The sequence below is a fragment of the Luteibacter sp. genome, from assembly GCF_051958795.1.
Taxonomy (GTDB): Bacteria; Pseudomonadota; Gammaproteobacteria; order Xanthomonadales; family Rhodanobacteraceae; genus Luteibacter.
Genome location: NZ_JBQCFT010000332.1, coordinates 1 through 12328, shown reverse-complemented (window position 1 = coordinate 12328; position 12328 = coordinate 1). Strand labels below are relative to the sequence as shown.

The 12328-nt window shown below is 67.6% G+C and carries 9 protein-coding genes; 7 read left to right on the top strand and 2 right to left on the bottom strand.

What is annotated here, in order from left to right:
- On the bottom strand, positions 1–563 hold a 563-nt coding region (locus ACTHLF_RS17255; RefSeq protein ID WP_440328891.1), incomplete at its 3' end, for a peptidogalycan biosysnthesis protein.
- Positions 564–609: 46 nt separating this feature from the next.
- Entirely contained in the window at positions 610–1572 is a 963-nt protein-coding gene (gene trxB, locus ACTHLF_RS17250) for a thioredoxin-disulfide reductase (protein ID WP_440328889.1), read from the bottom strand.
- Between the two features lie 211 nt (positions 1573–1783).
- Here trxB and ACTHLF_RS17245 point away from each other — a divergent pair, with 211 nt between their 5' ends.
- From ACTHLF_RS17245 to ACTHLF_RS17215, 7 genes are all read left to right on the top strand, one after another.
- Entirely contained in the window at positions 1784–2848 is a 1065-nt protein-coding gene (locus ACTHLF_RS17245) for an alanine dehydrogenase (RefSeq protein WP_440328887.1), read from the top strand.
- A 98-nt stretch (positions 2849–2946) separates the two neighbouring features.
- Entirely contained in the window at positions 2947–5226 is a 2280-nt protein-coding gene (locus ACTHLF_RS17240; RefSeq protein WP_440328885.1) for a DNA translocase FtsK, read from the top strand.
- Between the two features lie 5 nt (positions 5227–5231).
- Positions 5232–5660 (top strand): hypothetical protein, encoded by a 429-nt coding sequence (locus tag ACTHLF_RS17235; RefSeq protein ID WP_440328883.1) that lies wholly within the window; start codon positions 5232–5234, stop codon positions 5658–5660.
- A gap of 55 nt (positions 5661–5715) precedes the next feature.
- Positions 5716–6369, top strand: a complete 654-nt coding sequence (lolA, locus tag ACTHLF_RS17230; protein ID WP_440328881.1) for an outer membrane lipoprotein chaperone LolA — start codon at positions 5716–5718, stop codon at positions 6367–6369.
- A 195-nt stretch (positions 6370–6564) separates the two neighbouring features.
- Positions 6565–9372 (top strand): DUF2339 domain-containing protein, encoded by a 2808-nt coding sequence (locus ACTHLF_RS17225; protein ID WP_440328880.1) that lies wholly within the window; start codon positions 6565–6567, stop codon positions 9370–9372.
- Positions 9362–10720 (top strand): DUF3999 family protein, encoded by a 1359-nt coding sequence (locus tag ACTHLF_RS17220; RefSeq protein WP_440328878.1) that lies wholly within the window; start codon positions 9362–9364, stop codon positions 10718–10720. Before ACTHLF_RS17225 ends, ACTHLF_RS17220 begins: the two co-directional genes overlap by 11 nt.
- 147 nt (positions 10721–10867) lie before the next feature.
- Positions 10868–12196 carry a replication-associated recombination protein A gene (locus ACTHLF_RS17215; protein ID WP_440328877.1) on the top strand — a complete coding sequence of 443 codons (1329 nt, stop codon included), beginning with the start codon at positions 10868–10870 and terminating at the stop codon, positions 12194–12196.
- Positions 12197–12328: the final 132 nt, after the last annotated feature.

Below are 12328 nucleotides of genomic sequence, written 5' to 3'. Positions count from 1 at the left end.
GCGGTGAGCGCGGCGAGGAAATCGTCGAACGACCCGTAGCCCTGGTTGTGCCAGTGGAACTGGTAGTCGGCGCGCTCGAGCCAACGGTCGTCGAACGCGTGCAGGTCGGCGGGAGCGAGGAAGTTGGCGTGGATCGAGGAGAGCTTGAGCCGGTCAGCCTCGTCCACCAGCGCGGCGGTGAGCTGGTTGCGGTAGACGTCGGCCAGCGGCCCTTCGCGTACCAGCAGGCGCGGGCCCGGCACAGGCGAGTAGGGCGAGGCGACCAGCAGCTTCGGGTAGTACTGCCCGCCGGCACGCTCCCAGGCAGCGGCCCAGCTCCAGTCGAAGACGAACTCGCCGTGCGAATTGCCCTTCAGGTAGGTGGGTGCGGCGGCGACCAGGCGGCCCTCGTCGTAGATGGCGAGGTGGTAGGGCGCCCAGCCGTAGTCTTCGCGCAGGCAGCCTTTCGCCTCCATCCCGTGCAGGAACGCATGGGAAACGAAGGGGTTGCCATCGGGGATGAGCGCGTCCCAGTCAGCGGGGGGGACATCGCGCAGGCCCTGCAGGAAGCGGACGTCGTTCATGACGAAAGGCCCCGCGTGCCGTGGGCAGCGCGGGGCCGGGGTTCCATCAGTCGAGCTTGTGGTTCGTATCGAGCCAGCGTTCCGCATCCAGCGCGGCCATGCAGCCGAAGCCGGCCGAGGTGATCGCCTGGCGGTACACGTGGTCGGCTACGTCGCCCGCGGCGAACACGCCCGGGACCGAGGTCGCGGTGGCCATGCCGGACAGGCCGGACTGGATCTGGATGTAACCATCCTTCATGTCGAGCTGGCCATCGAAGATGTCGGTGTTCGGGGTGTGGCCGATCGCCACGAAGAAGCCCTGGACATCGAGGTCGCGCTTGGTGCCGGTGTTCACGTCCTTCACGCGCACGCCGGTCACGCCGGAGTCGTCGCCCAGCACCTCATCGACCTGGCTGTTCCAGATCAGCTCGATCTTGCCGGCCGCGGCCTTCTCGAACACCTTGTCCTGCTGGATCTTCTCGGCGCGCAGCTTGTCGCGGCGGTGGACCAGGTAGACCTTGCGGGCGATGTTGGAGAGGTACAGGGCCTCTTCCACGGCGGTGTTGCCGCCGCCGACCACGACCACGTCCTGCTCGCGGAAGAAGAAGCCATCGCAGGTGGCGCAGGCGGAGACGCCGCGGCCCTTGAACTTCTCCTCGGAGGCGATGCCCAGGTACTTGGCGGTGGCGCCGGTGGTGATGATCAGGGCGTCACAGGTGTACTCGCCGCCGTCGCCCTTCAGGCGGAACGGGCGGTTGTTGAGGTCCACGTTATGGATGTGGTCGAAGACCATCTCGGTCTCGAACCGCTCGGCGTGCTCGGCCATGCGGCGCATGAGCTCCGGACCCTGCACGCCCTTTTCGTCACCCGGCCAGTTGTCCACCTCGGTGGTGGTCATCAGCTGGCCACCCTGCTGCAGGCCGGTGACCATCATCGGCTTCAGGTTGGCGCGCGCCGCGTAAACGGCGGCCGTGTAGCCGGCCGGGCCGGAGCCGAGAATAAGCAGTCGGCTGTGCTTGGGGGTGCTCATGTATAATCCTTCAGGTTTGCTGCGGCTGTTTCATTCGTACCGCTCGCCTCTTGCGGCAGGAAGCTGAAGCCGTGTCGAGGTTCCGCGAGATTGCGTCGACCCGGAAGAATGGGGAAGACGGGGGTGCGATTCAAGACATTCGCTACATGCCGGTGGCCGCCCATGTCCCCACATGGGGGCTTATTTCTGTACTTTCAGGATCTTCCCTAAGATGCGCATTGGTATCCCCTCCGAAACCAAGACCCTTGAAGGCCGCGTGGCCCTCATCCCGGCCGCCGCCGCCGACCTCGTCCGCCGTGGCCATGAAGTGTTCATCCAGGCCGGCGCCGGCACCAAGAGTGGCTACTCGGATGCCGACTATTCGGCACTCGGCGTCACCGTGGTGGCCGATGCGGCCGCCGTGTACGAGAAGGGCGAGCTGATCGTCAAGGTCAAGGAACCAATCGAGGGCGATCTCAAGCTCCTTAAGAAGCACCACCTGCTGTTCTGCTACCTGCACCTGGCCGCTGAGCCGGCGCTCACCAAGAGCCTGCTGGATATCGGCCTGACCGGCGTCGCCTTTGAGTCGGTGGACGAGAACGGCGCGCTGCCGCTGCTCCTGCCGATGTCGGTCATCGCCGGCCGCATCGCCACCCAGATCGGCACCACGCTCCTGCACCAGCCGAACGGCGGCAAGGGCAAGCTGCTCGGCGGCATGGCCTCCACCCCGCGTGGCAAGGTCGTGGTGCTCGGCGCCGGCGCCGCCGGTGGCAACGCCGCCGCCCTGGCCGCCCAGGCCGGTGCCAACGTGGTGGTGTTCGACAAGCGTCCGGACCGCATGGCCGAAATGATGGCCCTGGGCCCCAACGTCACCGCCCTGTACGCCTACGAGTCGTCGGTGGCCGAGGAAGTCCGCAACGCCGATATCGTCGTCGGTGCCGTGCTGATCCCCAGCGCCAAGGCCCCGCGCGTCGTCACCGAGGACATGGTCAAGACCATGGAGAAGGGCTCCGTGCTCGTCGATATCTCGATCGACCAGGGCGGCTGCTTCGAGACCTCGCGCCCGACCACCTGGAAGGAACCGACCTACACCGTCCACGGCGTGACGCACTTCTGCGTGACCAACATGCCGGGCGCCGTGCCGCAGACCTCGTCGACCGCCATCTCGGCCGCCATCCTGCCGTACGTGCAGCGCCTGGCCGCCGGCAACGAGTGGCGCGACTACGCCCCGCTGGCCGCCGGTATCAACGTGGAAGGCGGCAAGCTGGTGCACCCGGCGCTTCAGGGCATGGCATGATGCCCCGCACCGAAGCCGGAGTGGTTCGCTAAGTGGCGCGCAGCGCGAAAGTGGTTAAGAAACCGGCCCGGGCCCAGCCCAAGGCCTAAAAGCCGGGCTTGAGCGAGGAGCTCAAGCGCCGGCTCCGTGAAGCGGGGGCACTGCTGTTGCTCCCGCTCGCCCTGTACCTCCTGGTATGCCTGCTCAGCTACAACGACCAGGATCCCAGCTGGGGCCACATGGGCGTGGCCGAGCACGCCACCAACTTCGGTGGCGCGGTGGGCGCGAACATCGCCAACCTGCTCCGGTACATCTTCGGGCTCGTTTCCTACTTCTTTCCGCTGCTCCTGCTTGCCCTGGGCATCCAGGTCATCCGGCACCGTGGCGAGCGCAACGTCCAGCCGTGGGAACCTTCCCTGCGGCTGATCGGCTTCGTGTTCTTCTTCATCACGGCTCCGGCCCTCATCTACCTGAACGTCGATTCGCCCATCCTGCCGGAAGGCCCGGGCGGCATCGTCGGCAAGTGGGTGGGCCACGGCCTGCACAATGCGTTTGGCGACAAGGGCGCACCGCTGCTCCTGCTGGCGGTGTGCCTTATCGCGATCACGCTGGCCACCGGCCTGTCGTGGTTCAAGCTGATGGACGCCACCGGCGAGCTCGTCATGAAGATGGGCGGCTGGTTCGGCGGCAAGGTGCGCCAGGCCCCCGAGGTCATGGCCGCCCGTTCCGCCCGCGCCGAGCGCGAGGTGGTGAAAAAGGCCGAGGCGGTGAAGCAGGCCAAGCGCGAGCCGGTGCGCATCGAGACGCCCGCGCCCATGGTCGTGAAGAGCGACCGCGCCGTCCGCGAAAACCAGATCCCACTGTTCACCGGCGCATCGATGGATGGCGAAGTGCCGCCGCTGTCCCTGCTGGATGAAGCCCCGCCGCAGGGCCCGGGCTATTCCGAGGAAACGCTTGAGGTGCTGTCCCGCCAGGTGGAGCTGAAGCTGCGCGATTTCCGCGTGGAAGCCCGCGTGGCCGGCGTGTACCCGGGCCCGGTCATTACCCGTTTCGAACTCGAGCCCGCCGCCGGCGTGCGTGGCAGCCAGGTCTCCAGCCTCGACAAGGACATCGCCCGCGGCCTTTCCGTGGTCAGCGTCCGCGTCGTGGACGTCATCCCGGGCAAGAACGTCATCGGCCTGGAAATCCCGAACACCAAGAAGCAGATCGTCTACCTCTCGGAGATCCTCAAATCCGAGCGCTACGACCAGGTGAAGTCGCCGCTGGCGCTCGCCCTGGGCAAGGACATCGGCGGCAAGGCCGTCGTGGCCGATCTGGCGAAGATGCCCCACCTGCTCGTCGCCGGTACCACCGGTTCGGGTAAGTCGGTGGCGGTGAATGCCATGGTCCTCAGCCTGCTCTACAAGAGCAGCGCGAAGGATGTGCGCATGATCATGATCGATCCGAAGATGCTGGAGCTCTCGGTTTACGAAGGCATCCCGCACCTGCTGGCGCCGGTCGTCACCGACATGAAGGAAGCCGCCAACGCGCTGCGCTGGTGCGTCGCCGAGATGGAACGCCGCTACAAGCTCATGGCCGCGGTGGGCGTGCGTAACCTCGGTGGCTTCAACAAGAAGGTGAAGGACGCCGAGTCCTCCGGCCAGCCGCTGCTGGATCCGCTGTTCCGCGCCAACCCGGATATGCCCAGCATGGGCCCCGAGCCGCTGGAGCCGCTGCCGCATATCGTCATCATCATCGACGAATTCGCCGACATGATGATGATCGTCGGCAAGAAGGTCGAAGAGCTCATCGCCCGCCTGGCGCAGAAGGCGCGCGCCGCCGGCGTGCACCTGATCCTCGCGACGCAGCGCCCGTCGGTCGACGTCATCACCGGCCTGATCAAGGCGAACATCCCTACGCGTATCGCGTTCCAGGTGTCGTCGAAGATCGACTCGCGCACCATCCTTGATCAGTCGGGCGCCGAGGCCTTGCTCGGCCACGGCGACATGCTTTACCTGCCGCCCGGCACGGCCACGCCCGAACGCGTGCACGGCGCCTTCGTGGATGACCACGAGGTGCACAACGTCGTCGAGTGGCTGCGTGCGCAGGGTGCGCCGCAGTACATCGAGGGCGTGCTCGAGGAAGTGCAGAGCACGTCCGATGGCAAGATCATCAATGAAAGCGGCCTGCCGCAGGAAGCCGACGGCGATGGCGACAGCGATAACGCGCTGTACGACCGCGCCGTGCGCGTGGTGACGGAGACGCGCCGCGCCTCCATCTCCGGCGTGCAGCGCCACCTGCGCATTGGCTATAACCGCGCCGCCCGCCTCGTCGAGCAGATGGAGCAGGATGGCATCGTCAGCGCGCCGCAGCACAACGGCAACCGCGAAGTACTGGCGCCGCCGCCTCCCAAGGATTAACCCGCATGAACGCTGTAAAGCCGGGCGCGCTACGCCAGCGCCCCTGGAGCCTGCTCGTTACCGGCGACCTGGCGCCCACCCGCGAGGTGCTGGACGAGGTCGAGGTGGTGTTCGAACTCAACCCGTCGATCCCGGGCCTGGAACTGCGTGCCGCCGATGGCCGCGCCTGCACCATCGTGCGCGAGTACCCGGCCGGTCACACCGCCGAGGTTGATGACGCGCTCGAGGTCATCTTCGCCGAGCAGGGTGAGCTGGCAGAAATCGTGGTGCTCGGCCAGGAAGCCCGGCCCGCCCATGTGGCGACCCGCGCCGCGCCGTACTGGCACCGCGATGGGCGTGCCATTGCCGAGATCAGCGAGAAGATGGAGTCCGGCGAAATCTCGCCGGGTGAGGCCATCGATATGCTTAAGTCGCTGTTCGAGACCGATCGCTGACAATCGCCGCACTGCCCGGACGTATCGAAGCCACTCGCCCTACGGAACCTTATCCATGAAACGTTTCCTGCTCGCCGCGTCGCTGCTCGTGCTCAGCCTGCCTGCCTTGGCCGCGACCGGCCCGGCGCGTGAGCGGCTGGATGCCTTCGCCAAGGGCCTGCACTCGCTCACCGGCCGCTTCAGCCAGACCCTGTTCGATGTGAACGGTGGCCCGGGCAAGACGACCACCGGCGTGGTGTCGCTGGAGGCGCCGCGGCAGTTCCGTTGGGAAGTGCTGGCGCCGTCTAAGCAGACGATCGTCGCCGATGGCAGCCGCGTGTGGCTGTACGACCCGGACCTCGAGCAGGTCACCGTGCGCAAGCAGAGCAGCGAGGAAGCGCAGAGCCCGCTCACCGTGCTGACCGACCTGTCGCAGCTCGACAAGGGCTTCTTCAAGGTGGCGGAGCAGGGCGAGCACGACGGCATGCAGTGGCTGCGGCTGTCCTCGACCGCGAAGGACCCGGCGTTCGACTTCGCCGACCTCGGCTTCGACGCCACCGGCCTGGCCCGCATGGAGTTCAAGGACCAGCTCGGCAACACCACCAAGATCCAGTTCACCGGCTGGCAGAAGAACACCGCCATTCCCGCGGACACCTTCACCTTCACGCCGCCCAAGGGCACCGACGTGATCGGCGACGCCCCGGTGATCCAGACCCAGGGCGTCAAGTAACCCAAGCCGTCACCCCGTAGGAGCCCACCCTGTGGGCGACATCTTTCGCGGTAACGCGCAAGACGGGTTGGGTTCCCGCGAAAGGCGTCGCCCACAGGGTGGGCTCCTACCGCCAGCGCGCCGCTTGTTGCGGGGCTTCGGTTTCGTGCAAGACTCTGCTTCAAGACATGGGATGTGTTGGGGGTAGGCAAGGGCATGGTTGCACTGTGGGCTATCGTGGGCGCCATCATCGGCGGGGTGGTCGGGCAGAGTTTTGCCGGGGCCGTCGCCGGGCTTGCCATTGGCGTGCTCTGGTCGCGTCTCCTGGATACGCGGCGCGAGCTGGATGAATTACGTGCGCAGGCAGGTATCGCCCGGGTGCCCGGTGCGTCTGCACCGGCCGCGCCCGCTGGCCGGGCAGATATTCCGGACCAGCCGGCCGATGCCTACCAGGCCTGGCCAGACACCCCGAGGCCGGCGGCTTCGTCGGCGACGCCTCAGGCCTCCGTGTCGACGACCCGGCCCGAGCCACCGCCACTGCGACCACAACCGGCCTCCGCATCGCTGCCGCCCGACGAACGCGGCGCGTACCCGCCCGCCTCGCAGGCACCTCCGCCCGCGGCCCGGCCTCCGGCGCCACCACCCGCGTGGCAACCGGCCGAGCCTGCAGGCCCGTCGGCCATCGAGCGTCTGGTCGACACCGCGAAGCGCTGGTTCACCGAGGGCAACGTGCCGGTGAAGGTCGGCATGCTCGTGCTGTTCGCCGGCATCGCGGCCTTCCTCAAGTACGCCGCCGACCAGGGCCTGTTGCACGTACCGATTTCGGTACGGCTCAGCATCGTGGCGATCGCTGCCATCGCCGGCGTGGTGTTTGGCTGGATGCAGCGCGATACGCGCCGTTCGTTCGCCCTGTCGCTGCAGGGTGGTGCGCTGGGTGTGCTGGTGATGACGGTGTTCGCCGCCTATCGCTTGTACGGCCTGATCGATTCGCTGCCGACGTTCGTGCTGCTCGTGATCTTCGTGGGCTGCATGGGCATCCTCGCGGTGCTGCAGGATTCGCTTGCGCTGGCCGTGCTCGGCCTCATCGCCGGCTTCGCGGCACCGATCATCGCGTCGAGCGGGCAGGGCAACCACGTCGCACTGTTCTCGTACTACGCGGTGCTCAACCTCGGCATCCTCGGTATCGCGTGGAAGAAGGCCTGGCGGATCCTCAACGTGCTCGGCTTCGTCGGCACGTTCGGCGTCGGCACCGCGTGGGGGGTGCTGGCGTATCGCCCTGAATTCTTCGGCAGCACCGAGCCGTTCCTCGTGCTGTTCTTCCTGCTCTACGTCGCCGTGCCCTGGCTGCACGTGCTGCGCTCGCCGCGGCCGGATCGCGCGATCCTGGATGGTTGCCTGATGTTCGGCACGCCCATCGTCAGCCTGTTGCTGCAGGGCGCGTTGCTCGACTGGCGGCCCATGCCGTTGGCGGTGTCGACGCTGATCGCCGCGGCGCTGTACGTCGCCATCGCGTTCGCCGTGCGCAAGCGAGAGGACATGCGCCTGCTGCGTGAGACCTGGGCGGTGCTGGCGGTCGCGTTCGCGACGCTTGCCGTGCCACTCGCACTGAGCGCCAGTGTCACCGCGTGCGTGTTCGCGCTGGAAGGCGCCGGCCTCGTCTGGCTGGGCTTCCGCCAGCAGCGGCGCCTGTCGCGCTGGGCGGGCCTGGCGCTGCAGGTGTTCGCGGCAGTTGCGTGGGGCGCGGCCGATTTCTTCAACACCCATTACCTGAAGACGCCGTTCCTCAACGCCTACTTCCTGAGCGCGATGCTCATGACCGCCGGCGGCGTCGCCTGCCTGTGGCAGTACGACCGGCACAGCACGTCGAAGGGCGTGGGTAGCCTGGTGCGGGTGTGGCTGCTCGTGTGGAGTGTCGCGTGGTGGTTGTTCGGGGTCACCGGCGAGCTCTATACGTTCGTCCAGGCCGAGAGCGAGCGCTGGGCGGGCTGGATGGCCTTGCTGGCGGTTACCGGCCTGGTGCTGGCAGTGATGAACGGCCGCGCGCGCAAGCTCGACCTCGGCCTGATGCTCGCCTGGTCGGCGCCGCTGGCCCTGGGCGTCACCGCGGCGATGGCGCCGTATGCCGATGCATACGACATCCAGGTCTTCGAAGGCTGGCCGCTCGTCGCCGTGGTCGTCGCGGCGGTGACCGGCTGGTTCACCCTGCGCGCCATCGCTACGCACGACGTGGCCGCGATCACCGCGCAGACGCTGTGGTGGGTCCGCTGGCTCGCGCTGATCTACACGGCCACGCATATCGCCTTCGGCTTCCGCCCGACCGTGGGCGATGGCTGGCTGCTGATCGCCTATGTCGCACCCACGCTGCTCGTCACGAAGCTCGCGTTGTGGTGGCCGCGCGCGATCACGCCGCCACTCAGCATGCATGCCGCGGGCATCCGTCGCGTGGTGGGTATTGGTGGCCTGGTCTTGAGCCTTTTGATCGGGGCGTTCGCGCTCACGATCGATGGGAATCCGAGCCCGTTGCCCTTCATCCCGGTGCTCAACCCGGTCGAACTCGTGCTCGTCGCGGTGTTCGGGCTGCTCGCCCGCGCGCTGTGGGATCACGAGACCCCCGCAGGCTGGCGGTCCGTGCGCCCGGCGGTGCTCGCCGTCGCGTTCTTCATCATCGCCACCAGCATGACCCTGCGCGCCGTGCATCATCTGGGTGGCGTGCCCTGGGATGAACACATGCCTGCCTCCAGCCTGGCCGAATTGTGGCTTACGGTGGTGTGGAGCGTGACAGGCGTCGTCGCCTGGGTGCTGGGCTCGCGCAGGGGACAACGGTTGCTGTGGATGGCGGGGGCCGCATGCATGGCGATCGTGCTGGCCAAGCTCCTGCTCATCGATCGCGGCCACCTCGGCAACCTGTTCGGCATCGCATCCTTCATCGCCTATGGCCTGCTCTGCACGGTCATTGGTTACCTCGCACCCGCACCGCCAAGGCAGGCAATATCAAATGCTCCGGAGTCAAAGCATGCGCCGTGATGGACGCATCGGCCTGTTCGTGATCTACGTGGCCGCGCTCTCCGCGGCCCTCGCACCGGCGCACGCCGGCGATGAACCGCTCTACGCCTACGGCTGGCCGGTGAATGCGCCGACCGGCGCGAGCGCCTACCTGCTCGAACTGCCGCAGGAAGCCTATGCGTGGGCACGCCCCGACGCTGGCCTTGCCGACGTGGTGGTCGTGGACGCCAAGGGTCGCGAAGTCGCGGCCGGTCCGTACAAGGCTGCAGCACCCACGTCACATCCGCTGACGCTGGATGCGCCACTGCTTCCCGTGCCGAATGGCTCCGATGGCGTGGCAGGGCCCAGCATCCGCCGCACCACCACGGGTGACATCCTGATCGAGCCCGGCGCCGCCGCGGCGACCGGCAAGGTGCACGAGTGGCTGTTCGACGCGCGCCATGCGATCGCCGCCGAACGCCTGGAATTCCCGCCCACGCAGGGCGACGTGAAACTCAGCGTCGATATCGATGCGAGCAACAACCTGCAGGACTGGCAGGTGCGTGTCGCGGGTGCGTCCATCGTCACGCTCGGCCACGGCGATGGTTCCGTGGATGCGCGCGTGGTGAAGCTCGATGGCCCCGCCGCGCGTTACTACCGCGTGCGTACGCAGGGCGACGATGCGCCGTGGGGTGAGGGCGCGAAGATCACGCTCTCCGGCAGCGTCGTCGATGCCGCCGCCCGCGACGAAGCGAAACGTACGTGGCTGGACGTCGCCAACACCAGCGCCGATGTCAGCGGCGGTGGCATGAATTACGACTACAAGCTGCCTGCCGCGCTGCCGGTCAGCGCGATCCGCGTCACGCTCGGCAGTGGCGACAGCGTCGCCCGGCTCGAAGTGATTTCGGTGAATGGCGCGGTGAGCGGCGACAACCTGGGCACGATCGTCGTGACGCCGGGCCAGGATGACACCCGCCCGCTCGGTGTCTCCCCGCAGCGCCGCGAGCTGATCCGCCTGCACTCCGCGACTTCGCTGCGCAGCCCGCCGAAGCTCAGCGTCGGCTGGCGTCCGGATCGCTTCGTGTTCCTTCCGGAAGGCACCCCGCCGTATCGCCTGCCGGTCGGCAGTGCCGCCGCCCGCCGCGCGGCATGGCCGGTCGACGACGCCATCGCCGCGCTCCGCACCCGCAACGGCGCCGCCTGGCGCCCCGAGCGGGTGACCCTCGGCCCCGGCCACACCCTCGCCGGCGACAAGGCCCTCACCACCCAGGCCCCCTTCGACTGGACCCGCCCACTGCTGTGGATCGTGCTCCTGCTAGGCGCCGCCCTGGTGGTAGGCATGGCCGCGACCTTGCTACGCAAGCCGCCCCCGCCCCCAGAAGACCCGTAACCCCGTAGGAGCCCACCCTGTGGGCGACATCTTTCGCGAAAGAACCACGGGGCCTGCGGCGTTAAGGCGAACGGCGTCGCCCACAGGGTGGGCTCCTACGGCGTGGCATCACCGGCAACGCACGGTCAAACGCGCGATAATGGCGTCATGCCGTCTTATTCCTCCCCCGGCCTGTTCGCCGAACCCGAAGCCCTGAAGCCCCTTGCCGAGCGCATGCGCCCGCGCGGTCTCGATGAGATCGTGGGCCAGCAGCGGGTGGTGGGCGAGGGCAAGCCGTTGCGCCGCGCGCTGGAAGCGGGGCGGGTGCATTCGATGATCCTGTGGGGGCCGCCCGGATGCGGCAAGACCACGCTCGCGCTGCTCGTCGCGCGCTACGCCGACGCCGATTTCCGCGCGATCTCCGCCGTGATGAGCGGTCTGCCCGATGTGCGCAAGTCACTCGCCGAGGCGGAAGGCAACTTCGCCCAGGGCCGTCGCACCGTGTTGTTCGTGGACGAGGTGCACCGCTTCAACAAGGCGCAGCAGGATGCGTTCCTGCCGTACATCGAACGCGGCGTCATCATCTTCGTCGGCGCGACCACCGAGAACCCTTCGTTCGAACTGAACTCCGCGTTGCTCTCGCGCTGCCGCGTGCACGTGCTGGATGCGGTGAGCCCCGACGACATCGTGGCCGCGCTGCGCCGTGCGCTGGACGACACCGAGCGTGGCCTCGGTGAACTCAAGCTCGATGTCGCCGACGCGACGCTGAAACTGATCGCATCGGCCGCCGATGGCGATGTGCGCCGCGCGCTCACGCTATTGGAAATCGCCAGCGAACTCGCCGATGGCGGCAAGATCGACGACGCCACGCTGGAACAGGTGCTCGCCGACCGCACGCGTCGCTTCGACAAGAGCGGCGAGCAGTTCTACGACCAGATCTCGGCGCTGCATAAATCGGTGCGCTCCTCCGACCCCGATGCCGCGGTGTACTGGCTTACCCGCATGCTTGATGGCGGCTGCGATCCGCTCTACCTCGCCCGGCGCATGACCCGCATGGCGGTGGAAGACGTCGGCCTTGCCGAACCGCGGGCGTGGCGCATGGCGCTCGATGCGTGGGATACCTACGAACGCCTCGGCAGCCCCGAAGGTGAACTCGGCCTTGCACAGCTCGCCATCTGGCTGGCGATTGCGCCGAAGAGCAATGCCGCGTACATGGCCTACAACAAGGCCAAGGCCGTGGTGAAGCAGATGGGCACGCTCGACGTCCCCATGCACCTGCGTAACGCACCGACGAAGCTGATGAAAGGCCTCGGCTACGGCCAGGGCTACCAGTACGACCACGATGCTGAAGGCGGCGTTGCGCTCGACCAGGTCTGCCTCCCCGACGAACTCGTCGGCACGACTTTCTACGAACCCGTCGACCGCGGCCTCGAGCTCAAGCTCCGCGAAAAGCTGACGGCCCTCCGCGCGGCCCGCGCCGCCGCCCGCGAAAAGTAGCCTCCACCCACGAAAGCACCGCCGTCGTAGGAGCCCACCCTGTGGGCGACATCTTTCGCGAAATCGCCGCAAGACATGTCGCTTCCCGCGAACGGCGTCTCCCACAGGGTGGGCTCCTACGCGAGCGATCCC

What these genes read in the sequence shown, in the direction of transcription:
- ACTHLF_RS17235 (WP_440328883.1), top strand. Translation starts at nt 5,232, where the DNA reads ATGAACGCTGTAAAGCCGGGCGCGCTACGCCAGCGCCCCTGGAGCCTG.
- trxB (WP_440328889.1), bottom strand. Translation starts at nt 1,572, where the DNA reads ATGAGCACCCCCAAGCACAGCCGACTGCTTATTCTCGGCTCCGGCCCG.
- ACTHLF_RS17215 (WP_440328877.1), top strand. Translation starts at nt 10,868, where the DNA reads ATGCCGTCTTATTCCTCCCCCGGCCTGTTCGCCGAACCCGAAGCCCTG.
- lolA (WP_440328881.1), top strand. Translation starts at nt 5,716, where the DNA reads ATGAAACGTTTCCTGCTCGCCGCGTCGCTGCTCGTGCTCAGCCTGCCT.
- ACTHLF_RS17220 (WP_440328878.1), top strand. Translation starts at nt 9,362, where the DNA reads ATGCGCCGTGATGGACGCATCGGCCTGTTCGTGATCTACGTGGCCGCG.
- ACTHLF_RS17225 (WP_440328880.1), top strand. Translation starts at nt 6,565, where the DNA reads ATGGTTGCACTGTGGGCTATCGTGGGCGCCATCATCGGCGGGGTGGTC.
- ACTHLF_RS17245 (WP_440328887.1), top strand. Translation starts at nt 1,784, where the DNA reads ATGCGCATTGGTATCCCCTCCGAAACCAAGACCCTTGAAGGCCGCGTG.